The 21,978-nt window shown below is 46.7% G+C and carries 23 protein-coding genes, 2 rRNA genes, 1 pseudogene and 1 riboswitch; of the genes and pseudogenes, 22 read left to right on the top strand and 4 right to left on the bottom strand.

Annotation, left to right across the window (positions count from 1 at the left end; translation table 11 throughout):
* Nucleotides 1-97 (top strand): 23S ribosomal RNA (locus AC58P7_RS28400); the annotation flags it as partial.
* A 70-nt stretch (nt 98-167) separates the two neighbouring features.
* Nucleotides 168-284, top strand: a 5S ribosomal RNA gene (gene rrf, locus AC58P7_RS28395).
* 951 nt (nt 285-1,235) lie between these two features.
* On the opposite strand, the gene AC58P7_RS28390 is transcribed toward rrf, so the two are convergent.
* Nucleotides 1,236-1,763 carry a hypothetical protein gene (locus AC58P7_RS28390; protein ID WP_497349015.1) on the bottom strand — a complete coding sequence of 176 codons (528 nt, stop codon included), beginning with the start codon at nt 1,761-1,763 and terminating at the stop codon, nt 1,236-1,238.
* Here AC58P7_RS28390 and AC58P7_RS28385 point away from each other — a divergent pair, their 5' ends adjacent.
* From AC58P7_RS28385 to rsmI, 10 genes are all read left to right on the top strand, one after another.
* Entirely contained in the window at nt 1,764-2,099 is a 336-nt protein-coding gene (locus AC58P7_RS28385) for a sigma factor G inhibitor Gin (RefSeq protein ID WP_497349013.1), read from the top strand.
* Between the two features lie 115 nt (nt 2,100-2,214).
* On the top strand, nt 2,215-3,726 hold the full coding sequence (locus tag AC58P7_RS28380; RefSeq protein ID WP_497349011.1) for an aminotransferase class I/II-fold pyridoxal phosphate-dependent enzyme: 1,512 nt from the start codon (nt 2,215-2,217) through the stop codon (nt 3,724-3,726).
* A gap of 21 nt (nt 3,727-3,747) precedes the next feature.
* Complete coding sequence (gene tmk, locus AC58P7_RS28375) at nt 3,748-4,404, top strand: dTMP kinase (protein WP_497349009.1); 657 nt, start codon at nt 3,748-3,750, stop codon at nt 4,402-4,404.
* 45 nt (nt 4,405-4,449) lie between these two features.
* On the top strand, nt 4,450-4,779 hold the full coding sequence (gene darA, locus AC58P7_RS28370) for a cyclic di-AMP receptor DarA (protein WP_056618038.1): 330 nt from the start codon (nt 4,450-4,452) through the stop codon (nt 4,777-4,779).
* 152 nt (nt 4,780-4,931) lie between these two features.
* Complete coding sequence (locus AC58P7_RS28365; RefSeq protein ID WP_497349007.1) at nt 4,932-5,378, top strand: YaaR family protein; 447 nt, start codon at nt 4,932-4,934, stop codon at nt 5,376-5,378.
* A gap of 16 nt (nt 5,379-5,394) precedes the next feature.
* Nucleotides 5,395-6,372, top strand: coding sequence for a DNA polymerase III subunit delta' (gene holB, locus AC58P7_RS28360; protein WP_497349005.1), 978 nt, complete (start codon nt 5,395-5,397; stop codon nt 6,370-6,372).
* Between the two features lies 1 nt (nt 6,373).
* Entirely contained in the window at nt 6,374-7,177 is an 804-nt protein-coding gene (locus AC58P7_RS28355; protein WP_056618027.1) for a PSP1 domain-containing protein, read from the top strand.
* 60 nt (nt 7,178-7,237) lie between these two features.
* On the top strand, nt 7,238-7,582 hold the full coding sequence (yabA, locus tag AC58P7_RS28350) for a DNA replication initiation control protein YabA (RefSeq protein ID WP_497349003.1): 345 nt from the start codon (nt 7,238-7,240) through the stop codon (nt 7,580-7,582).
* Nucleotides 7,583-7,636: 54 nt separating this feature from the next.
* Nucleotides 7,637-8,416: a tRNA1(Val) (adenine(37)-N6)-methyltransferase gene (locus AC58P7_RS28345; RefSeq protein WP_497349001.1), complete on the top strand. Its 780-nt coding sequence runs from the start codon at nt 7,637-7,639 to the stop codon at nt 8,414-8,416.
* A 44-nt stretch (nt 8,417-8,460) separates the two neighbouring features.
* Nucleotides 8,461-9,348 (top strand): 16S rRNA (cytidine(1402)-2'-O)-methyltransferase, encoded by an 888-nt coding sequence (gene rsmI / locus AC58P7_RS28340; RefSeq protein ID WP_497348999.1) that lies wholly within the window; start codon nt 8,461-8,463, stop codon nt 9,346-9,348.
* Nucleotides 9,349-9,629: 281 nt separating this feature from the next.
* Here the strand turns inward: rsmI and AC58P7_RS28335 are convergent, their stop codons facing one another.
* Nucleotides 9,630-9,884, bottom strand: a complete 255-nt coding sequence (locus AC58P7_RS28335; RefSeq protein WP_028557356.1) for an AbrB/MazE/SpoVT family DNA-binding domain-containing protein — start codon at nt 9,882-9,884, stop codon at nt 9,630-9,632.
* Nucleotides 9,885-10,249: 365 nt separating this feature from the next.
* On the opposite strand from AC58P7_RS28335, the gene AC58P7_RS28330 reads away from it, so the two are divergent.
* Both AC58P7_RS28330 and AC58P7_RS28325 read left to right on the top strand, forming a co-directional pair.
* Nucleotides 10,250-11,527: an HD domain-containing protein gene (locus AC58P7_RS28330; protein WP_497348997.1), complete on the top strand. Its 1,278-nt coding sequence runs from the start codon at nt 10,250-10,252 to the stop codon at nt 11,525-11,527.
* Nucleotides 11,528-11,586: 59 nt separating this feature from the next.
* Nucleotides 11,587-12,354 (top strand): TatD family hydrolase, encoded by a 768-nt coding sequence (locus AC58P7_RS28325; protein ID WP_497348995.1) that lies wholly within the window; start codon nt 11,587-11,589, stop codon nt 12,352-12,354.
* Here AC58P7_RS28325 and AC58P7_RS28320 read toward each other — a convergent pair.
* Together AC58P7_RS28320 and AC58P7_RS28315 are read right to left on the bottom strand one after the other, a co-directional pair.
* Nucleotides 12,337-13,587 (bottom strand): ABC transporter permease, encoded by a 1,251-nt coding sequence (locus AC58P7_RS28320; RefSeq protein ID WP_497348993.1) that lies wholly within the window; start codon nt 13,585-13,587, stop codon nt 12,337-12,339. The two genes, AC58P7_RS28325 and AC58P7_RS28320, sit on opposite strands and share 18 nt — an antisense overlap.
* A complete protein-coding gene (locus tag AC58P7_RS28315) occupies nt 13,584-14,327 on the bottom strand; it encodes an ABC transporter ATP-binding protein (RefSeq protein ID WP_497348991.1) in 744 nt (247 codons plus the stop codon). The genes AC58P7_RS28320 and AC58P7_RS28315 overlap by 4 nt, the downstream gene beginning before the upstream one ends.
* Nucleotides 14,328-14,610: 283 nt before the next feature.
* A riboswitch (cyclic di-AMP (ydaO/yuaA leader) is annotated at nt 14,611-14,806 on the top strand.
* A gap of 284 nt (nt 14,807-15,090) precedes the next feature.
* On the opposite strand from AC58P7_RS28315, the gene AC58P7_RS28310 reads away from it, so the two are divergent.
* The 8 genes and pseudogenes from AC58P7_RS28310 to purR all read left to right on the top strand — a co-directional run bounded on the left by AC58P7_RS28310 (nt 15,091) and on the right by purR (nt 21,926).
* Entirely contained in the window at nt 15,091-16,230 is a 1,140-nt protein-coding gene (locus AC58P7_RS28310) for a resuscitation-promoting factor (protein ID WP_497348989.1), read from the top strand.
* A 117-nt stretch (nt 16,231-16,347) separates the two neighbouring features.
* Entirely contained in the window at nt 16,348-16,881 is a 534-nt protein-coding gene (rnmV, locus tag AC58P7_RS28305; protein ID WP_497348987.1) for a ribonuclease M5, read from the top strand.
* Between the two features lie 40 nt (nt 16,882-16,921).
* Nucleotides 16,922-17,830: a 16S rRNA (adenine(1518)-N(6)/adenine(1519)-N(6))-dimethyltransferase RsmA gene (rsmA, locus tag AC58P7_RS28300; protein WP_497348985.1), complete on the top strand. Its 909-nt coding sequence runs from the start codon at nt 16,922-16,924 to the stop codon at nt 17,828-17,830.
* A 55-nt stretch (nt 17,831-17,885) separates the two neighbouring features.
* Complete coding sequence (gene yabG / locus AC58P7_RS28295; protein WP_497348983.1) at nt 17,886-18,773, top strand: sporulation peptidase YabG; 888 nt, start codon at nt 17,886-17,888, stop codon at nt 18,771-18,773.
* A 390-nt stretch (nt 18,774-19,163) separates the two neighbouring features.
* Nucleotides 19,164-19,439 carry a biofilm formation stimulator Veg gene (veg, locus tag AC58P7_RS28290; RefSeq protein WP_028557365.1) on the top strand — a complete coding sequence of 92 codons (276 nt, stop codon included), beginning with the start codon at nt 19,164-19,166 and terminating at the stop codon, nt 19,437-19,439.
* 171 nt (nt 19,440-19,610) lie between these two features.
* A pseudogene (locus AC58P7_RS28285) lies at nt 19,611-19,781 on the top strand (small, acid-soluble spore protein, alpha/beta type); the annotation flags it as partial.
* Nucleotides 19,782-20,051: 270 nt separating this feature from the next.
* Nucleotides 20,052-20,906 carry a 4-(cytidine 5'-diphospho)-2-C-methyl-D-erythritol kinase gene (gene ispE, locus AC58P7_RS28280; protein ID WP_497348981.1) on the top strand — a complete coding sequence of 285 codons (855 nt, stop codon included), beginning with the start codon at nt 20,052-20,054 and terminating at the stop codon, nt 20,904-20,906.
* Nucleotides 20,907-21,101: 195 nt separating this feature from the next.
* Nucleotides 21,102-21,926, top strand: a complete 825-nt coding sequence (gene purR / locus AC58P7_RS28275; protein ID WP_171629527.1) for a pur operon repressor — start codon at nt 21,102-21,104, stop codon at nt 21,924-21,926.
* Nucleotides 21,927-21,978: the final 52 nt, after the last annotated feature.

Here is a 21,978-nt window from a genome sequence, read left to right as displayed (position 1 = left end):
GTAAGACCCCTTGTAGACGACGAGGTTGATAGGTTCGAGGTGGAAGTGCGGCAACGTATGCAGCTGACGAATACTAATCGGTCGAGGGCTTAACCAAAATTCCTAAGGATTCAACTTTACGTGAGTTTCGTATCTAGTTTTCAAGGCGCAAACAAACGCTTTGACTGTTTGGTGATGATGGCGGAGGGGACCCACGCGTTCCCATCTCGAACACGACCGTTAAGCCCTCCAGCGTCGATGGTACTTGAACCGCAGGGTTCTGGGAGAGTAGAACGTTGCCAAGCAACTGAAAGAGCCTTACTTGGATTACTCCAAGTAAGGCTCTTTTTTTGTTTAGCGTGCCCAGAGGCACGCATTATCTAGTTGGTGCAAGTCCAACCAGGGGAGGGACCAGGCCACCCTTGTAGATAGGATGCTTGCGTATGGCGAAATCTGTGCGTAAAAGCGCATCGACAAAAGTACTTGTCAGAGACAGGGCGAGCAACATACCAGGCCGTAACATCAAGTGAATCCTGCCGCATCGTCAAAGAGGCCTCGCAAGAGGGACAAGGGGAAGCTGAGTCTCGTAAACATAGACGAAGGCCAAGGAAGCTGCGTAGATCTTGGAATAGCAGTGAAGAATCCTCCGGTGTAAAGGGATCGGCATGGTATGAAAGATAATGCAGTGAACTGGGGAGACCCTCCCCTGCACGGATTTTTTTAGAAACTGTAAAGAAATTAGCGGGGAGTAAATCCATCAGCTATGAACGTGAAATTCAAATAGCTACTGAATTTTGCTCGTAGATCGCTTTTTGTACATAAGAAAGATAATGCGAAAGCGCTATGCGCGGAGGCACAATGTCAACGACGGTTGGCACTCTGCTATACGTGGGTTGGTTACCACAGGGTAAGCCTTTCGCTCCTACATCGTTGGCGATGGCCACCCAATACCGAGGTGCTTCGCGATCTGCCTCAGCTACAGCAACCACAAATTTTTCTTGGACACATCTAAACCGGCGAATTTTTGACCATACTGCATAATAAACAGCTCCTTTTTGTTTTGTAGCTCTGAAATGGGTTTTCCTAACTCCATTTTCAACCTACGAATGAAACAAAATACGGAGCTGTTTCACGTTCATCTTAACTATTTTGATTTGATTAAAATGGTGAATGGAGCTAAATGAGATGTAGTTTTGCAGTTAATCGTTAGGATGGGTGGTAAAGGCTAGCCAGTCACAGCATTATCCTAACCCAGTTCATTGCGTATAACAAGATGTTTCCTTGCTCGTTATTTTCACTAAACCGGCTTTGCGGTAAGGCTGGAAACGAAGCAACATCCACAAGCGCGGTAGGAGCATCCAGCAGTGAAAGATCGCCAGATGGAGTAACCAAGTTCCAGGTATCCACGGATACAAGATCAGGATTAATGCAAGTCCGATACAGAAAAGATGAAGCTGCACTTTGGTAACGAGTCGGACGGAGGCATTGCCTTCAGGCAAGAATCCCGACCAGAAGATGCCCCAACGATAGGACCAGCCGCGCATAGCCATCCCAATGGTAAAGTGAAAATAAGCGCGAATGAGCAGCGTATGAAAGATGAGCACAATAGGGTAGCTAACTAACAGTGGAAGCCAATGAGAGGGGTCAAATTTGTAGAAGACTATCAGAATAAGAGACGTATAATAGAGCACTATTTTATATAAGGAATGATAAAAACGCCTCATTAATGTATAGCTATAAATCGTAGATTGTTTGGATAAATTGGATTCTTGTTTGATTGACATATGAAAGACCTCCGCGCCGCGGCAACGTGTTATGAAGGTATTATCGGCATCTTCCTTCCAAAATATGAGGGTTTAGCTAGTTTAGGAGAATTGATAATCGGACATACTAGTCTTAAAAGATCGTGGGGTGATCATATGGAGGAGAATCGGTTTGGATTATGTATGATTTGCGAACAACAGCGGATTGGCGGCATTCATATTGTTACGGCGTTCATATGTGATGAATGTAGTAAAGAAATTGTGAAAACAAACGTTTCTGATCAGAAATATCCGTTTTTTGTGAGCCAAATGCGGAAAGCATTTTACATGGGAAATTCGAGGCAGTATATGAATTAAGAGGAGAAGCTTCTTTTATAGAAGCTTTTTTTTGTTTTTTTGCCGCCAATCCACTACTATATAAGGGTAAATTGAAAAAATTGAAAGCTCGCGTAGCTCAAGGAGTTCGATCCGTTTGTGCAGCCAATATTCACATAAGGCACAAGCCCCGCTATATGAGGCTATGGTTGCCCACCACGCAAAGAAGTCCATAAGCCTGCATGTGCCAGGCCATAAATCAGGGCAAGGACTTCTCGAAGAGGGAATAGGCTTTCTACAGTCGATCATGTCCATAGATTATACAGAAATAACAGGACTAGATGATTTACACCATCCAGAGGGTGTTATCTTGGAGGCAGAGCAGCTCGCCGCGGATTGTTTTGGGGCTGAGGAGACGTATTTTCTCATTGGCGGGAGTACGGTTGGCAATTTAGCCATGATCGGAGCCGTATGTCAGAAAGATGAAATCATTCTCGTTCAAAGGAATGTACATAAGTCCGTTATTCATGGACTCATGCTGGCTGGTGCTCAAGCCGTATTCCTAGCGCCAGGAATCGACCCCGAAACTGGTGTCGCGGCCTGCTTACATATTGAAGATGTTAGACAAGCAATCGAACAATATCCAACTGCGAAGGCATTATTTATTACTAACCCTACGTATTATGGAATCGGCGTGCAGCTTAGGCCATTTGCGGATTTGATGCATGAGAAGGGAATGCTCCTTCTAGTGGATGAAGCACATGGTGCACATTTCGGCTTCCACGAGGATTTGCCAGCGTCAGCCTTATCCCAAGGAGCTGATGCGGTCGTACAATCTACACATAAGATGCTGACCGCTATGACCATGGGCGCCATGTTGCATGTACAAGGACCGAGAATCAACCGTAGAGCGATCAAACAATTGTTGGCGATGCTCCAAAGCTCAAGTCCCTCATACCCGATTATGGCCTCCTTGGATTTAGCAAGAAAGCGAATGCATACGGAAGGTTGTGTTTGGATAGAACAAGGACTCAGTATGATGAAAGAGTTCAGAGCAGGCTTAGAGAGACTCCAAGTATTAGATTTCTATCCGCGACAAAATCCGCAACATACCAGCGGGAGAGGTGAGGAAACGGCTGATCCTTTTAAGATTTCCATTTATGATCCCACACATCGCTTGTCCGGAGCCGAACTCAAAGATAGGTTAGAAGCGGAAGGCTGCTTTGTTGAAATGACCGACGGCTTTCTTGTTTTACTTGTATTTTCCCCTGCTAATTCTAGAGAGGATATGCTTCGAGTTCTTCATGTACTAAGCAACATTTGTTTTGACATCACAGACCAAAAGCAGGAACTTCAGGCGCCTATCTCGAATATAATTAAATTACCCACCTACGCGCCCATCTCCTCGCCAATAGGCTTTGACCGCAGTGTCGTGTTTCAAACAACGACCTTAGAGGTCCATATAGAGGAAGCGATTGGGAAGCGCTCAGGGGACATGGTAATTCCTTATCCGCCGGGTATTCCTTATTTGTATCCGGGTGAAGTCATTACAGCTTCTGTAGCTGAGGCACTTATATTTTTAGCTAGTCAGGGCATTAGGTTCCAAGGAACCCATTTTGGACAGACGTACAAATTAACTATATACACAAATCACGAAGGTACTTCGTGAGGCAGTAAGCAGGAGGAACACGTGAACGGAATATTCATTACGTTTGAAGGGCCAGACGGTGCCGGGAAAACAACACAGCTTAAGAAAGTAGCGCAGGAGCTGCAAAAATTGGGACATGATGTGCTCGTTACAAGAGAACCTGGTGGAACTGCAATCAGCGATAAAATTCGCAGTATCATTCTCGACCCTGTTAACGAGGAGATGGTGGATCAAGCAGAGGTACTGCTTTATGCGGCATCGCGCGCGCAGCACGTTCACGAACTGATCATCCCTGCGTTGAAAGCTGGGCGGATTGTTCTCTGTGACCGATTTATTGATGCCAGTGTGGCTTATCAATCTTATGGCCTTGGCGTCGACATTGACAGGGTGAAGAGCATTTCGAGCTACGCTAGTTCAGGGCTGCAGGCAACTAGGACTTATATCATGGATGTACCTGTTGAAGTAAGCTTAGAGCGATTAAATCAAAGAGCAGGTGCTGGTGATAGCACGCAGCAATTGGATCGCATTGAGCAGAAAAATGTCGATTATCACAGCAGGGTACGAGCAGGTTTCCACCAAATTGCTTTAGATCATCCAGAGCGTGTCCTAGTAATTAACGCTAACCGTAGTGTAGATCAAATTGCTGAGGATATATGGCGTGATTGCAAACAGTTGCTTGAGGAACATATTTCCGTCTAAAGCGGAAAACCAATTCTTAGTTTATAATATAAGGAGGCATCACCCATGAAACTAGTCGTAGCCGTTGTTCAGGATAAAGACAGTAACCGTCTATCTAACGCTTTAATTAAGGAAGGGTTTCGAGCCACGAAGCTGGCAAGTACCGGTGGATTTTTGCGTGCGGGGAATACAACCTTTATGATTGGTACGGAAGATGACCGAGTACAAGAGGTGATGCAGGTGATCCGTGCTAATTGTAAAATTCGCGAGCAGCTGGTGACACCCGTTTCTCCAATGGGAGGAACGACAGATTCGTACATTCCATTCCCAGTGGAAGTGCAAGTGGGTGGAGCGGCCGTTTTCGTATTGCCTGTCGAGCGATTCGAGCACTTCTAACCACATAAGAATTTATAAGCTTCCGGTATTAACGGAAGAACAAATTCTTATTGGCGATAAAAACAACATCTAAACCGCGGTCGCTCATTCTCGAGTTACATCGATAGAAGGCTTTCTCATTATAATCAGATCTACACAAGGATGGATGCGTCTTGAAAATTAATCCGGGGCTGCAGCCCATCGGCAAAAATATTAAAGTGGGTGAGAATGTACCTCCCCCACAGATGGCTCCTCGCAACTTCTTAGACATCATGCAGCAGCAAGATGAGAAGTATACGCAGGAACAGTTGGCTAAAATGGTTCAGCAAATTACGATTCAGGGCGATCGCTTGTCGAGAGGCATGACCGTGAGGGAGTTGCTCCAGTATAAATTGCTGATTCGTCAGTTTCTAGAGGAAACAGCTAGGCGCGGTGTCAATTTAAGAGATACGAAAGGCTGGGATCGTCGCGGCCGTTCGAAGCGATATAAGCTTTTAGAAGAAATCGATCAAGAGCTCCTCTCGTTAGCCGATGAATTATTGGAGAATGAGCAGGGGCGGATTGAGATTTTGCAAAGAATCGGAGAAATCCGAGGTATGCTGATTAACTTGTTATTTTAGGATGGAGCGAAGATAAATGTCCTTCCAAGCGATACCGGGACAAGCAGCGGCGAAAAGGCTCCTGCAGAACGGACTGCGTCAAGATAGACTTTCGCATGCATACATTTTTAGTGGCCCTATTGGGACAGGCCGTTCCGAAATGGCAATGGCACTCGCCAAAGCGATCTATTGTCAGAACGGAACGGATGACGCATGCGGCGAATGCTTAGAATGCCGTAAGGTCGAGCATGGCAATCATCCGGATCTCCATGTGGTCGCTCCTGAAGGCGCTTCAATTAAGATTGAGCAGATTCGTGAGTTGCAAAAGGAGTTTGCCTACCGTGCAACAGCGTCTGGAACGAAAATATATGTACTGTATCACGCAGAGAAAATGACGGTACAAGCCGCGAATAGTTTGTTGAAATTTCTAGAGGAACCGAACTCTCGTGTTGTAGCGATTCTGATCACCGAGAACGGAAATGCACTGTTACCGACCATTCAATCGAGGGCACAGTGGATCCAATTTACCCCAATGGCGCGTGAGCAAATGGTGCTTACACTTCTGGAAGAAGGACTTCCAGCGGCGTTAGTTGGGCCAGCAGCACATGTAACAGCAGGCTTGCAAGCGGCCAGAGATTTAATTGGCGCAAATTGGTTTGCAGAAATGAGAACCGTAATGTTACAATTAGCGAAGGAGACGCTCACACGTTTCCCTACTTCCATGATTACCGTACAACAGCGGATTGTGAAAACAGAACTTGCGGATCATGTTTCGACGTTGTTCGATCTATTGATCCTCTGGTTTAAAGATATGGTGCAGTTGCGCCTTGAGCGCAGAGATAAGCTTGTATATAATGACCAGCTAGACTGGATGAGCTCCCTCGCGTTAAGTCGAGATGTCTCAGTCTGGGTGCGTATGATGGAGCAAGCCGTAGATTTACAAAAGCGACTGCGTTCCAATGCCAATTCTCAGCTGGTTATAGAGAAAATGCTCGTGGAGATGCAGGGGGTGTAAGATGTACTCAGTGGTTGGCGTCCGCTTCAAGAAAGCGGGTAAAATATATTATTTTGATCCCATTGATTTACCGATCGAGAAAGAAAGTGCCGTTATTGTTGAGACTGCACGCGGTGTTGAATACGGCAAGGTCGTTGTGGGCAAAAAAATCGTCAAAGAGAACGATGTGGTTCTGCCGCTCAAAAAGGTTATTCGGATCGCGGATGATACGGATGCTGATTTGGTTGAAGAGAATAAAAAAGCAGCCAAAGACGCTTTCCAAACGTGTCACGATAAAATAAAAGACCACAGTCTTAAGATGAAGCTAGTGGACGTAGAGTATACCTTCGACCGCAATAAAATTATTTTTTATTTTACTGCTGAAGGACGCGTCGATTTCCGTGAGCTTGTGAAGGACTTGGCGAGCATTTTTCGGACAAGAATTGAGCTGCGTCAAATTGGTGTGCGTGATGAAGCGAAGATGTTGGGTGGTATAGGTCCGTGTGGGCGAATTCTATGTTGTTCCTCGTTCTTAGGCGATTTCGAGCCAGTGTCGATCAAGATGGCCAAAGACCAGAATTTATCCCTGAATCCGACTAAAATATCAGGATTATGCGGAAGATTGATGTGTTGCTTGAAATATGAACATGATAACTATGAAAGCGCCAAAGATTCACTGCCGACAGTTGGTCGCCTAGTGATCACTTCATTTGGCAGTGGGAAAGTACTGGGTCTAAATATTAAAGAGCGTACGGCAAAGGTTCAATTGTTTGATCTTGGGAAAGCACTAGATCTACCATTCGACGATGTTGTTGAACAAGAGTAGAAGATCGAGGATCCAAGGAGGCGCTGGCCAGTAAGCATGCATGGCACTAGAGGTGAAAGCGTGGATAAACAAGATATTTTTGGACAAATAGATGGGATCGAAGAACGAATGGGTACCACGTATGCTGAATTAGGTGCCTTGAAGAAACGGATTATTACCCTCATCGAAGAAAATAAGAGATTAAGCATAGAGAATCAGCAGCTGCGTAAGCTCATCCGCCAAGAGGAAACTGTGGTCGAAGAGCCGACGAGAGATACTGTTGACGAACCGGTGCAGCTACCTGGTGCCGGATATGATAATTTAACCCGCTTATACAATGAAGGATTTCATATTTGCAATGTATACTATGGACACCTTCGGACCGAGGGAGATTGTTTGTTTTGCTTATCCTTTTTAAATAAATAAGACGCTTGGCCGTAGGGGTGTATCCCTTACGGTTTTTTTCCATAATAGGCAACAATGAGAAAGGAAAGACCTATGAAGCAAGTTCCTTTACTACCAACCGAACGAATCGATGATTTATTGACATATGATTTGAAAATTATTCAAAGTGATGAAGTGTTCAGCTTCTCAATGGATGCTGTTCTCTTAGGGAGGTTCAGCAGCGTTCCACCCAAGGGGCGAATTGTAGACTTATGCACAGGCAATGGGGTTGTGCCCTTGCTGCTATCGACAAGGACTCGCGCTGAAATCTGGGGTGTCGAAATTCAGGAGCGTCTAGCCGATATGGCGGTTCGCAACGCTGAAATAAACGATCTATCGGAACAACTGCATATGGTGCAGGGCGATCTGAAAACGATTCACAAAACCTTGGGACACGGACAATTTGATGCTGTCACTGTGAACCCGCCCTATCTGCCTGTGCCGAATGGGGAGCAGAATAGTAATGCGCATTTTGCGGCGGCGCGTCATGAAATTTATTGTACGCTGGAGGACGTTATTGCGGCTAGCGCAAAGTTAGTGAAAGCCGGAGGTAAGGTGGCGATGGTGCACCGCGCTACTCGGCTGATCGAGATCTGCTGCCTAATGAGGCAGTACCGTATTGAGCCGAAGCGAATCCGCTATGTGCATGCGCGTGCTGGCGAAGAGGCGATGATGGTGCTGATCGAAGGGATGAAGGATGGGAAGCCAGAGATCCGCACGCTGCCTCCTCTCATCGTATACACAGAGAACGAGGAATACTGCCAGGAGCTCAAGGATATCTACTATGGAGGCCGGAGCGCTCTAGAGTTCTCGTAAGCATGCTACTGTAACACCAATACAAAGTGATGAGGGACATAACCGTGAGTTTGACTATACAAAAAAGCTACCGCGAGGATGATAGCGGCGTAGGGACGCTATACTTGGTTGCCACGCCGATCGGCAACCTAGAAGATATGACCTTCCGTGCGATCCGCACGCTGAAGGAAGTGAGCATGATTGCCGCTGAGGACACGCGGCAAACACGCAAGCTGCTGACCCACTTCGAAGTCGCTACGCGACTGGTCAGCTATCACGAACACAACAAGCAAGCAAGCGGCCCGGAGCTGGTCCGCTTGCTGCTTGAAGGGCAGAGCATCGCGCTCGTCAGCGATGCAGGACTGCCGGCCATTTCCGACCCAGGTTACGACCTGGTGCGGATGGCCGTAGAAAAGGACGTGCCGGTGGTGCCCATCCCCGGCGCGAATGCGGCCCTGTCGGCGCTGATTGCATCAGGCTTGCCGACAGAGCGATTTGCCTTCGTCGGTTTTCTCCCCAGGGAGAAAAAAGATCAGACGAAGTTGCTTGAAGGGCTGCAGCATGTGCAGGACACACTGCTGTTCTATGAATCGCCGCACCGCGTGGAGAAAACACTTCTCCGCATGGCGGAAGTGTGGGGGGCGGAGCGCAGGGTTTGCCTCGCCCGCGAGCTGACGAAGCGGTACGAGGAGTTCTTGCGAGGCACGATCGCAGAGTGCCTCGCGCACTTGGAACAGTACCCGCCGCAGGGCGAGTACTGCGTGATCGCCGAAGGCGCATCTGACGCAGCCGTGCAGGAAGCGGCTGACGGTTGGTGGGAGGCGAAGTCGCTCGCCGAGCACGTCGCCCACTACGAGGAGCGCGGGATCGACCGCAAGGATGCACTGAAGCTGGTCGCGACGGATCGTGACTTATCGAAGCGCGATGTATATAATGCGCTATTGGAACGTTAGGAACGCAGCAAAACAGATACAGTGATAAAACCTTTCGTGGCCAGGGGCCATAGCGGAGAGACTTTGGTCTCCGACCAAAGATCCCTATATATGGTTTTATCGCCAATAGGAAAAGGCCCCTTACGGGGCCGGATCCATGTGCATATCGGATTGATTTTGTCTCCAGAAAAAAAGATCTCTAACCCGTGGCCGAAGCCAACAAAGTTAGAGATGAAAGGAGATATGAAAAAGGTTAGAATTACCAATAGGATAAGTGCTACTTCTATTATATACTACTTTTCTTATTTTGTCACAGGTGTTGGCATTTCTGCTAAACAAATATGGCAAACAATTTTTCCTTTGAAGTACGATACGTTCTCCGCATTGCCACAGAAGATACAAGCAGGCTCATATTTCTTCAGCATGATGCGCTCACCGTCTACATATATTTCCAGAGCGTCTTTCTCGCCAATGCCCAACGTGCGGCGTAGCTCGATTGGAATAACAACGCGTCCTAGTTCGTCCACTTTTCTTACAATTCCGGTAGATTTCATCATATATATAAAACCCCTTTCGATTTTATCAATTTTTTATCAAGATCGTCATGTTTCGACATTTGCTTAAGACTTATGATACCAACGATTCCCAAAATAGTCAACCATATTTTCGCTTAATACAAGCCGTTAATCTTGAAAATTATTATTTTTGTGACATGTCTAAAAGTCGTTATTACGCTAGGAATAAGGGATTGTAAGGGGTATATTACGAAACTTTCAATTTCCCACTTCTGGAGCAGTACTTGGAAATGATATTTTGAGAAGCAAAGAAATTGGAATTTGAAAATCGACAATAAACGACAAAGAAAAGGGTTCTGTGTCAAAAATGTCGAAACATTTTATATTATTAAGGGAGGTCAAGGCGTATGAAAGAAGAGAAAGTGTTTAAAGATCCCGTTCATAAATACATTTATGTGCAAGACGATACGATTTGGGATTTGATTAATACACGGGAGTTTCAACGATTGCGCCGTATTCGTCAGTTAGGCACGTCCTATCTAACCTTTCATGGTGCTGAGCATAGCCGTTTTTCACACTCACTTGGTGTGTATGAGATCACTCGAAAAATTATTTCACAATTCGAACGCAACCACTATGAGGATTGGCCCCAAGAGGAGCGACTGCTTTGTCTGTGTGCGGCTTTACTGCATGATCTGGGACATGGCCCGTTCTCACATTCGATCGAAAAGGCTTTCGGTACTAGGCACGAGGACTGGTCGTGTCGTATTGTGCTTGGAGACACAGAGGTAAATGAAGTGCTGAGCCGAGTCTCTCCTGATTTTCCGAAAAAGGTGGCTGGGGTCATTTGTAAATCGTATAGTGAAGAGATTGTGGTTAGCCTGGTATCCAGCCAATTGGATGCGGACCGCATGGATTATTTGCTGCGAGATGCCTATTTTACCGGCGTTAATTATGGTACGTTCGATCTGGAGCGGATTCTGCGCGTGATTCGGCCTTATAAGGGGCATATTGTTGTCAAAGAGAGCGGGATGCATGCGGTTGAGGACTACCTGATGTCTCGCTATCAGATGTACTGGCAAGTCTATTTCCATCCGGTTACGCGCAGTGCAGAAATTCTGTTGCACAAAATATTTGCTCGCGCTAAGCATTTATATGAAGAAGGGTATGCATTTGGCTTTATGGTGGAGCCTATTCTTCATCTCATTCAGAATCACATCTCGTTAGAAGATTATTTGCTGCTGGATGAGTCGGTCATGCAAACGATGCTGACTTTCTGGAGTCAAGAGAAGGATAGTATGCTTGCGGATATGTGCAAACGATTCTTGGATCGCAAATTGTACAAGTACAGCACCTTTGATGGCGATCAAGAGCATCTCGTTCAGCGGATGGAAATGGTCATGAGAGAGGTGGGTTTCGATCCGACGTATTATATGGAGATCGATTTCCCTTCGAATCAATCTTATGACGTTTACAGAGCTGGTGAAAATGACGACAATTTGCCAATCCTCTTGCTGGATCATAAGGAAACTTTAACGGAAATTACGCATCGCTCGGAGATTGTTCAGTCGATTAGTGGTTTTCAGATGGGGAAACATCATGTTTACTATCCGGAGGAGCTGCTTGAGAGGTTGAATGCGGAAGACTATCCTGACGTTTGGGAAATGTTAGGGGAGCAAGAATAAGCGAGAATAACCAACAATAAGGAAAACAATCATAGTCATTGACATAGAGGAGAACAGACATGCTAACGGATTCACATACACATTTAAATGCTGAGCAATTTAAGGATGATCAAGAGGAAGTGATTCAGCGTGCATTAGATGCCGGCGTTACGAGAATTGTGAATGTCGGCTTTAATCGAGAAACCATTCCCAGTTCAATAGAGCTCGCCGAGAAATACGATTTCATCTATTCGACGGTAGGTTGGCATCCTGTGGATGCGATTGATATGATGCCTGGCGATTTGGAATGGATTGAGTCCTTGTGCTCGCATGAGAAGGTCGTTGCCATCGGTGAGATTGGTCTGGATTATTACTGGGATAAGTCGCCGAAGGATGTCCAACAGCGGGTTTTCCGTGAGCAAATTCGTCTTGCCCGTAAGCTGGGTATGCCCATTGTGATTCATAATCGCGATGCGCATCGAGATATTTTAACGATTCTCAAAGAAGAGAAGGCGGCAGAGGTCGGAGGCATCATGCATTGTTTCTCAGGCAGCTGGGAGACAGCGAAGCAGTGTCTGGATATGAATTTCCATATTTCGTTTGGAGGCCCCGTGACCTTCAAAAATGCTGTGCAACCGAAAGAGGTGCTGGCACAGGTTCCGCTTGATCGTCTATTGATCGAGACGGATGCTCCTTACTTAACGCCCCATCCTTTCCGCGGCAAGCGCAACGAAACCGGCTATGTGCGCTTAGTGGCTGAGACGGCCGCGGAAATTCGGGGTATGACGTTGGAAGAACTGGCTGAAATTACAACGAACAATGCGATTCGTTTACTCGGTCTCAAGTAAAACGTTTTTCTTGAATTTCCGTCGCAGGACAACGCTGCACGCGAAAGAAATAAAGGCGAGACAGAGCAGCGGGACTAGACTATATAGGATAGGGGTTCCGATCATAAACGGAATGGTTAGGATAACAAGCTCCAAGGTGAGAGTTAACCAGATCATATAAGCTAAGGAACCTGCTTTGGCTTGCGGTTCCAATGGATACATATCAAGCCAGAACGTATACCGATGTGCACGCTCCAGCGACGTAAGCTGAACCATCGATATAACAAGTGCAATGAGTAGAATTACGCTTCGCGCAGTAACCGAGTCTGAAACGGCAATGGCTAATACGCCAATCACAGTCAGTCGGAGAACAATGGCGAACAGCTCGGTTCGCAGCAATGTCTTCATATATAAATAGAGAAACGCTGAATCTTGTCGAAAAGGAACAAATCGTGTGAGTCCGCTGATCCAACCTCGGCGGGCTATTCGTGTTGGCAGCTGCGGTACATCGACGAACCAGTTAAAGAAGGCGTAGAGTCTAGCCTGCTGCTGCTTCTCTTTGGCAATCAGATAATCCCATCCGATCACATATTTAGCTGCGTATCGAAACGTAATCAGCCAAACGAATACAAGAACTAATGCAGCTAGACTAGCCCATAAGACACTGTAGTTAAATAGGATTGTAATTAGGGTAATGGATGCCATCCATCGAAAACAAACGGATAGGAATCTTGTTCGTTCAGCGGCAAATTTTCCTTCCTGCCAACTAGCGAATAGGTTCGCTACTTTTAATAGAAGTAATAGAGCAAATATTAGCAGAAATGGCTGCGCATTGGTGCCTAGACAATGCTTATAAAGCGGTCGTAGTGTGATCCAAGCGAGAAATAACCAAACGCCTTGAAGTGACAAGCTGTACAGAAAGCTGCTTCGAAAATAAGCACCCATTTCATTCTCGATCCGCAATAGAAACATCCGATCGGCACTCCGAGTCAGGGTCCGAATGGGACTTGAGGTGAGAAGTGGAACGAGCAAGAGCAGGACGATCCATAAGTAGGGATAATCTGTCGGAAGACGCTGTAATGTTTTTGCATAATAATAGGAAGAAACGATGACAAGAAACAACAAGAAGCCGATAAAATTACTTCGAGCGGCATACTGCCAATAGCCCATGGATTCCTTCATATAATGTTGAAATCGCTGCTTCCATAATGCATGTGTGTTAAATGCGCGTATATTTTCCATTGGAGGGGTCATCGCAGTTCTCCTTGAACTAACCTATAGAAAATGTCGTCTAATGACGCCTGAGGAAGCGCTGTTTGTGCGCGTAATTCGACTAAATCTCCCTGGGCAACCATGTGACCTTTATGGAGGACGACAAAGTTATCGCAATATTTTTCAATCGTAGACAAAATGTGAGAGGAAATGAGGAATGATGCGCCTCTTTGCTTCATGTTGACCATTAATTCGAGCAAGGAACGTATGGCTAACGGATCGAGTCCGAGAAATGGCTCATCAATGATATATAAAGAGGGCTCGATCAAGAAGGCATTCATGATCATCACTTTTTGTTTCATCCCTTTGGATAAATGACTTGCGAAGCTATTCAGCTTGTCTTTCATTTGAAACTGCTCTAACAGGGACTGGGATCGGGCTTCGAAGTCCTCCTTGGAAATGCCATATGCCATGGCTGTTAACTCAAGGTGTTCACGAATGGTAAGCTCTTCGTATAACTCCGGACTTTCAGGTACATAGGCGTATGTCGCACGGTAGGGTAAAGGACTTTCTGCTAAAGTTAAGCCGTTAATGCGAATGGATCCTTTTTGCGGTTGTAGGAGCCCTAATATATTTTTGATAGTGGTACTTTTTCCTGCCCCATTGAGTCCAATTAACCCCATCATTTCACCTTGACGGATCGAGAAGGTAAGGTCATGGAGAACGGGTTTGTTGGGTAAGTATCCCCCGAATAAAGCGTTTACTTGTAAGATGGGACCCATCTCAATTGCCTCCCTAAATAGCAAATTATTGGTATTTATTGATCGAATACTTCCAGAATCATTATAAACAAATTTGCATTTTTAGCCTAGTTTTGGCCATTATATATCAAAAAAACGAGTATACGTACGTTAAACATAGACACATGTAGATATAAGTGGGTTATATATGGAAAATAATCGAAATTTAAGTGATTTAGCCCTTTTTAACGGGTGTTAATCCCTTTACAGGTTGAGATTAACAGCGTAATATACTTTTCATAATAACTTAATATCCAATTTGCCAATTTTCCATTCGCTGAGTTCCAAATGTGGAAACGGGGGAACCACTGCAAGCTTAATTTGCATTCAAATGCGGTTAAGTAAGCAGATTGAGTAACAGGGGTGAATCATGGACGTCAAACAAGCAGTTTGCGTCTACGTAGGGCGACTCTCACGTCCGAATCCGTCAGCTAACCTCGTAAGCGTAAGAGAGGTAACGATTGTCGTGCGTGCTATTTGTATTTCACTATGCAAACTAAGCCAGCGAGAAGAGTCCTCTTCTTGCTGGCTTTTTGTCCTCATACAGGGTTTTACACAGATCAGATGACATAAAATGACCCGGAATTCATAGGATGATGAATAGGTAAAAGGGGGGGACGACCAGATTCGGCTACGCAAGAATGCTGATGATGGCGAGCATGTTAAGTTAAACTAAAAACCTTAGTCGCGTCAAATTTAATCATGCTGTAACCTGGCGGCGAGGCTTTGAAGGAGGACCGAAGAAGTGGGCAGTATCTCAATTAGCGAGACCCATGTAAAACGATCATCCAGCATGTCCTTCGCATTGCGATGGAAGCATGAAAACTTGCGTTTGATTTTAAGCCTAGCTATAATCTCAATCGCAATGACTTTCATGTTTTTGGTGTTGTTGTACGGAACGGCTACCAAGAGCGTATCCGTGGTTGTGAATGGACAAGAAACTATTGTGCACACGAAGCAATGGGTCCTGCAACGCCTACTGGATGAACAAGCCATAACGATTGGTGAGCACGATGAAATTTCAGCTTCACTCACGACCAAGCTCAAGGGTGGAGACAAAATTGTTATCGAGCATGCCTCACCAATTCAATTGACTGCTGATGGAAAGACCACCACTGTTTACACAACTGCAAGAACGGTAGAAAGTGCATTGCAACGTTTAAATATTGCACTTGGGGAGAATGATCGCATTACTCCCGAACCGACGGCCGCTCTAACCACTGGCGATGAAATCAAAATCGTCCGTGTGAAAAAAGAGACGGAGGAAGTCTCTGAACCGATCGCATTCGAGACAGAGAAAAAGAATGACGCGTCTTTACTTAAAGGGAAAGAGCAAGTCGTCCAAGAAGGTAAAGAAGGCGTTCTGGTGAAGAAGAAAGAAAAGACTTTCGAGGACGGTGTTTTAGTCGCGGAAGCAGTTGTGGGTGAAGAAGTACAAACAGAAAGTGTTAAAAAAGTAGTATCGGTAGGCACGAAAAATCCGGTTGTTGTTCTCTCTTCCTCTTCACCGAGTGTCGATGAGGTTTCCAAAAACGGTGTGACCTTCGGCTACAAACAAATTCTCAAAAATGTGAAGCTAACCGCCTATTCAGCGGACGTGGAATCGACAGGTAAGACGGAAGGTTCTGCTGGCTATGGCAAAACCTACACAGGGACTACCGTGACTGAAGGGCGCACGATTGCGGTCGACCCGAAGGTGATTCCACTCGGATGGTGGGTGTACATTGAAGGTATCGGTTTCCGTCGTGCTGAAGATATTGGCAGCGGCGTGAAAGGCCAGATGATCGATGTGTATTATGAAGATCACAGTTATGCGAATAAATTCGGAACGAAACAAGGGTACACCGTGTATGTGGTTGGCCCTACTAAACCGTCTCAAAACTAACGTGTAAACGGTAGTTTTGGCGGGAACACTAGCTCATACACGTAGCTTGGCATATGCCTGCGCGAAAGAAGAGGAGACCCCTCTTCTTTTTCTGCGTACTGGGGAAGGAAAACGTAAATGATAAAAGAAATGATCGTTGTGGAAGGCAAGGACGATACAGCTGCCATCAGGCGGGCTGTGGAGGCGGACACGATTGAAACAGGCGGCTCCGCTATCGGACAAGCCGTACTCAAGCGGATCGCGCTGGCTCAGCAGCGCAGAGGCGTCATTATATTCACGGATCCAGATCACGCCGGTGAGCGGATTCGCAAGATTGTGGCAGCCAAGGTGCCTGGCTGCAAGCATGCCTTCATTACGCAGGAGCAAGCGGCGTATAAGGGCGACATCGGCGTCGAGAACGCGACGCCAGAGACGATCCGTCAGGCGCTTCAGAGCCTGCGGACAGAGTATGACGCGGCGGTTTCACAGCTGACGATGGAAGATCTGATCGCTGCCGGCCTCATCGTGCATCCGGATGCGGCGGCTCGCCGGCTCGTTGTAGGCAATGCGTTAGGCATTGGCTATTGCAATGGCAAGCAGTTTTATAAGCGCTGCGCGATGTTTCAGATTTCCCGAGAGGAATTCGAGGCAGCATTGGAGCATTTGAATTGAATCATGAGTACGAAAACCTATAGATAACGAGGTCTATTCTATGACGATATCCGGACAAGAAGTTATTGTAACCGCAGAAGATGTGGCAACACCAAGTAAAACGAAGCAGATTATTAAGAAAAACGGTCTCGTGCTGAAGAAAAGCTTAGGCCAGAACTTCCTAATTGATCAGAATATATTGAGCAAAATCGTCATGGCCGCTGAGCTCGGGCCAACGAAGGCTGCGCTGGAGATCGGCCCTGGCATCGGCGCGCTCACACAGCAGCTGGCCAAGCTCGCTGGCCGCGTGCTGGCCGTCGAGATCGATCAGCGTCTGCTGCCCATTCTGGGCGAGACGCTGGCACCCTACCCCCATGCCACTGTCGTTCATGGGGATATCTTGAAGACGAACCTGCCGGAGCTGTTTCGGCAGCATTTCGAGGGCATGGAAGGCGTCAGTGTTGTCGCCAACTTGCCTTACTACATCACGACGCCGATCATTATGAAGCTTCTTGAGGAGAAGCTTCCCTTGGAGAATATCGTCGTGATGATTCAAAAAGAGGTGGCCGACCGCATGGCGGCTCGTCCAGGCACCAAGGATTACGGCAGCCTTAGCATTGCCGTGCAGTTCTACTGCGAGCCGGAGCTCGTCACCATCGTGCCTCGCACCGTCTTCGTGCCGCAGCCGAACGTCGATTCCGCTGTCATCCGACTGCGTGTGCGTCAAGCGCCGCCAGTCGAAGTGGCGGACGTGGACTTCTTCTTCGCTGTCGTTCAGGCATCCTTCGTGCAGCGTCGTAAAACCTTGTACAACAACCTCGCGGCTCGGTTCTTTACCAAAGAAAACAAACCTGAGCTGGAAGCTTTGCTGCACAGCATTCAGATCGAGCCTTCCCGACGCGGTGAAACGCTTAGTATGGAGGAGTTCGCACGCTTGTCAACGGCTCTTCGTGCGCACGGCTGCAAATAACCCGCACCAAATGCCTAGTCTCGCCATAGGATACCCCTAGGAGGGGATTTGTGCGATGAGGCAAGGAGACTTTGTAACCCGTATTTCCTATGGCGGAGACGTCGTGTTTAAAATTGAGCGGATTGAGCATCTCAAAGCCATTCTGAGAGGTGTCGATTTCCGCCTGCTAGCAGATGCGCCGCTCACGGACCTGACGAAAACGAATAGGGCGGAGACCTTAGATCATCCACGGTCAAGCTCGCCTGAGTTTCGTGAGTCGCTGCGTCGGCTAGCGGTGTCCCAAGTGCAGTTGCAGGAAAAGAATCAGCTAGCTATCAACCTTAAACAAAAGCCTCAAACAAATAATAATAGCTATTTTGAAGTGCCTGGGAGGGTGCTTCATCTGGATGGCGATCCAAGCTATCTACGGAAAAGTATGCAGTTATACGGAGAATTACGTGTGCCAGCAGAAGGGTTTTTTGTTCCCGAGGTGCAAATGGCGGAAGCGTTGCAACGATTGCTTCCTCAATATAAACCCGACATTGTCGTGATTACGGGCCATGATGGCATTCTGAAAAATCGGCAAAGTACTAGCCCGAGTAATCTGTCGAGCTACAAGAATTCTCAGAACTTCGTGAATGCGGTTCGGGTGGCCAGACAATATGAACGGAATCGAGATTCGTTAATTGTTGTTGCAGGTGCATGTCAGTCGCATTTTGAAGCCTTATTACGAGCCGGAGCTAATTTCGCGAGTTCACCTGCCCGCATTCTCATCCATGCCTTAGACCCGCTGTGTATCGCGGCTAAGTTGTCCTATACCTCGACAAGGGAAACCATTTCGATGCTGGATATTATGGACTTGACGGTGACAGGTTTAGAAGGGTTAGGCGGGATTGAGACACGTGGCAGCTATCGGATGGGTATTCCGGGGATTGAGCACGCGGATATAGACGTTTCTGGATGAGAAAAGCAGGATGAGTTGCGTTCTTGTGTTGTGGTGGATTCGGATGGGTAAGTAGGGACTTAAGAAACACTTTCATGTCATGGACTCCTTAGAGGAGGGTGGCGGAGAGTGTTCTTTTTTTGTAAATGGCAAGATTGGATTGTCTGCATTTGCTTCATAAGAACCTAGATAAATGTACTCATTCTTGAAGGTGGATGAAGAAGTTTATCTATAACTGGAAAAGTGTGAATAATTTGCGAACATTGGTGACAACCTGAAGGGAGGGGAAATCGGAAAACGAATAAAAATGCCGTTGACAACGGGATTGGGGTGCTGATATAATATTTGCCCTCATTTGACATGATTGACTAAATGGGTTATAATTGACGAGGAAAGAGGTGGTAGTTGACAATGGCAAAAAATGCGCTATTGGAAATCAAACGCAGTTTGGAGCCCCACGTTGGGCAGAAGATCATGTTGAGAGCGAATGGTGGCCGTCGTAAGACTGTCGAGCGTTCTGGTGTTTTAGAAGAAACCTACCCTTCTGTGTTTATTGTGAAATTAGATCAAGAATCCCATGCCTTCAAACGAGTGTCATACAGCTACGCCGATATCCTCACTGAGTCCGTCGAAGTTACCGTATGCAACGATGATGGTCAGGTTCGCATCACTTACATACAGCATTAGCTTAAATAGCGTTCCGATATTGAACAGACCCTCGTGGTCTGTTTTTGCTTTAGTGGGTTATTCATGATGCATGGACTTGAAGCGATGGGGCATACTAACCGAAATCGTCATCAATCACTGCTTATGATGGTTGCAGAGTTTATTTTGCGAAAATGATAAGGAGGATTTGGTATGAGCCGAAGAAGAAGTGTTATGTCCGATAGCTTTAAATATGAATTAGCGAAGGATCTTGGTTTCTACGATGTTGTTCAGCGTGAAGGATGGTCAGGTATCCGCACGAAGGATGCAGGTAATATGGTGAAGCGGGCGATTCAAATTGCAGAGGAACAACTGGCCAAGCAATATGTTTCTTCCCAGACTAACGCTCAGGCTGCTCCAGCTAACTACCGTCAGCCGACGGCTAACCAGCCTGCATTTAACGGGCAGGGCTATACACCTTCCTTTAACGCGTATCAACCACAAACGGTAACGATGAATCATATGAAACCGGGCTATCAGCAGACAAGCCAAGGGACTGGGCGTCCGTATTACAGCTAAAGCAATTGCTTTAGCTTTTTTTTTGCGGTTTTGTTATAATATCGGGGTGGCAAACGAGCAAAAGAAGGTGATCGGATGAAGATTTTTGAGAAAGCACCGGCTAAAATTAATTTGTCTCTTGATGTTTTACATAAAAGACCAGACGGGTACCATGAAGTTGAGATGGTGATGACGATGGTGGATCTGGCGGATCGGATCGAAATGCAGGAGATGGCACGCGATACGATTATCATATCGAGTCAGGCTGGCTATATTCCGCTCGATGAGAAGAACCTGGCCTTCCAGGCCGCGCGGCTCATTAAGGATCGCTACGACGTCAAACAGGGCGTGTACATTCACTTGGATAAGCGGATTCCTGTCGCTGCGGGCCTGGCTGGTGGAAGCAGCGATGCGGCGGCTACGCTCAGAGGTCTCAACCGTCTCTGGAACCTGAATATCCCGAGTGAGGAACTTCAGGTGCTTGGCGCAGAGCTGGGCTCTGATGTGCCGTTCTGTGTGACAGGAGGGACAGCCCTTGCGACAGGGCGCGGCGAGAAGCTAGAGCCGATTACAGCACCTCCTCAGTGTTGGGTTGTACTGGCGAAGCCGCCGATCAATGTGTCGACTTCGGAGATCTACGGGAAGTTGAATGCGCGGGAAATTAAGCATCATCCTTCGACCGAAGGTGTGTTGAGTGCGATAAGGGACAAGCAGTTCGACCGTCTCTGCGACAGTTTAGGCAATGTGCTTGAAGAAGTAACGCTGGATCTCTATCCAGAAGTTAGACATCTCAAGGAGTGCATGCAGCGGTTGGGTGCCGATGGTGTGTTGATGTCAGGCAGTGGGCCAACCGTATTTGGGCTTGTTTCCAAGGAGGCGAAGGTGCCGCGCATCTATAACGGACTGCGAGGCTTTTGTAAGGATGTTTACGCTGTGCGCATGTTAACATAATGAGCCTTCTAAGAGCCCCACTATGGGGCTCTTTTTCATCTAAAGGGGCATAATGGTCGTACTGGCTCATTTGTTCTCGGACGCGTTAGATTTATGTGAGGTTCGTGTTAACATAATTTTCATGGTTAGCTTGAACAAATACGTATAAAAGTGGTATATTTTCATTATAATATTCGGATTTTTGGGGGTAGTGCGATGAAAAAGTTGAAAAGGAGCGCTAGGCTGGTAGAAATGACACAATATTTGTTGTTTCGCCCCCACTCGTTAATTCCTTTAACGACTTTTGCCGAGCGTTACAACTCCGCGAAATCTTCCATAAGCGAAGATCTTGCCATCATTAAAGAAGTGTTTGAAGAAGAAGGATTGGGCGAACTAAATACGCTAGCCGGAGCAGCTGGAGGCGTGAAATTTTCACCGAAGGTGCCCAAAGAAATATCCCTGAAGTTTATCCAGAACCTATGCTTGCAACTCCAACAACCAGAGCGGATTCTTCCAGGTGGATATTTGTATATGTCAGATATCATGGGACAGCCCCAATATTTGAACGAAATTGGCAAAACCTTTGCATCTGCTTTCGCTGGTCGCGATGTGGACGTGATTATGACCGTTGAAACCAAAGGGATACCGCTCGCCTATGCGACGGCCACGTATATGAATCTGCCTGTTGTTATCGTACGTAGAGACAGCCGAGTGACGGAAGGTTCAGCCGTTAGCATCAACTATGTGTCCGGCTCCAACAAGCGGATTCAAACGATGTCGCTCGCAAGGCGCGCACTGAAGGAAGAATCCAAGGTGCTTATCATCGATGACTTCATGCATGTTGGCGGTACGATTCATGGCATGATGGATCTGTTAGCAGAATTTAAAGCAACTGTACAAGGCGTCGGCGTATTCATGGAATCCTGCGAGGCTGAGGAGCAGTTGGTGGATAACTATGTTTCACTAGCTCGGTTATATGGCGTAGACTCCAAGACGAAGCAAATTACGGTAGAGCCAGGCAATTATTTTGACGCAAAATAAACGACTCCGCCGTCCTTCATGGACGGTGTGTTTATCTTTGGAACAAGTAATT

This window comes from Paenibacillus sp. J22FR5 (assembly GCF_059691975.1).
The sequence above is the reverse complement of the archived record's forward strand: the minus strand, read 5'-3'. Positions and strand labels throughout refer to the sequence as shown.

Coding starts and splice junctions, on each gene's coding strand:
- AC58P7_RS28390 (WP_497349015.1), bottom strand. CDS start 1,763: ATGTCAATCAAACAAGAATCCAATTTATCCAAACAATCTACGATTTAT.
- AC58P7_RS28385 (WP_497349013.1), top strand. CDS start 1,764: ATGAAAGACCTCCGCGCCGCGGCAACGTGTTATGAAGGTATTATCGGC.
- darA (WP_056618038.1), top strand. CDS start 4,450: ATGAAACTAGTCGTAGCCGTTGTTCAGGATAAAGACAGTAACCGTCTA.
- holB (WP_497349005.1), top strand. CDS start 5,395: ATGTCCTTCCAAGCGATACCGGGACAAGCAGCGGCGAAAAGGCTCCTG.
- AC58P7_RS28355 (WP_056618027.1), top strand. CDS start 6,374: ATGTACTCAGTGGTTGGCGTCCGCTTCAAGAAAGCGGGTAAAATATAT.
- AC58P7_RS28345 (WP_497349001.1), top strand. CDS start 7,637: ATGAGAAAGGAAAGACCTATGAAGCAAGTTCCTTTACTACCAACCGAA.
- AC58P7_RS28335 (WP_028557356.1), bottom strand. CDS start 9,884: ATGATGAAATCTACCGGAATTGTAAGAAAAGTGGACGAACTAGGACGC.
- AC58P7_RS28330 (WP_497348997.1), top strand. CDS start 10,250: ATGAAAGAAGAGAAAGTGTTTAAAGATCCCGTTCATAAATACATTTAT.
- AC58P7_RS28325 (WP_497348995.1), top strand. CDS start 11,587: ATGCTAACGGATTCACATACACATTTAAATGCTGAGCAATTTAAGGAT.
- AC58P7_RS28320 (WP_497348993.1), bottom strand. CDS start 13,587: ATGACCCCTCCAATGGAAAATATACGCGCATTTAACACACATGCATTA.
- AC58P7_RS28315 (WP_497348991.1), bottom strand. CDS start 14,327: ATGGGTCCCATCTTACAAGTAAACGCTTTATTCGGGGGATACTTACCC.
- rnmV (WP_497348987.1), top strand. CDS start 16,348: ATGATAAAAGAAATGATCGTTGTGGAAGGCAAGGACGATACAGCTGCC.
- rsmA (WP_497348985.1), top strand. CDS start 16,922: ATGACGATATCCGGACAAGAAGTTATTGTAACCGCAGAAGATGTGGCA.
- yabG (WP_497348983.1), top strand. CDS start 17,886: ATGAGGCAAGGAGACTTTGTAACCCGTATTTCCTATGGCGGAGACGTC.
- veg (WP_028557365.1), top strand. CDS start 19,164: ATGGCAAAAAATGCGCTATTGGAAATCAAACGCAGTTTGGAGCCCCAC.
- ispE (WP_497348981.1), top strand. CDS start 20,052: ATGAAGATTTTTGAGAAAGCACCGGCTAAAATTAATTTGTCTCTTGAT.
- purR (WP_171629527.1), top strand. CDS start 21,102: ATGAAAAAGTTGAAAAGGAGCGCTAGGCTGGTAGAAATGACACAATAT.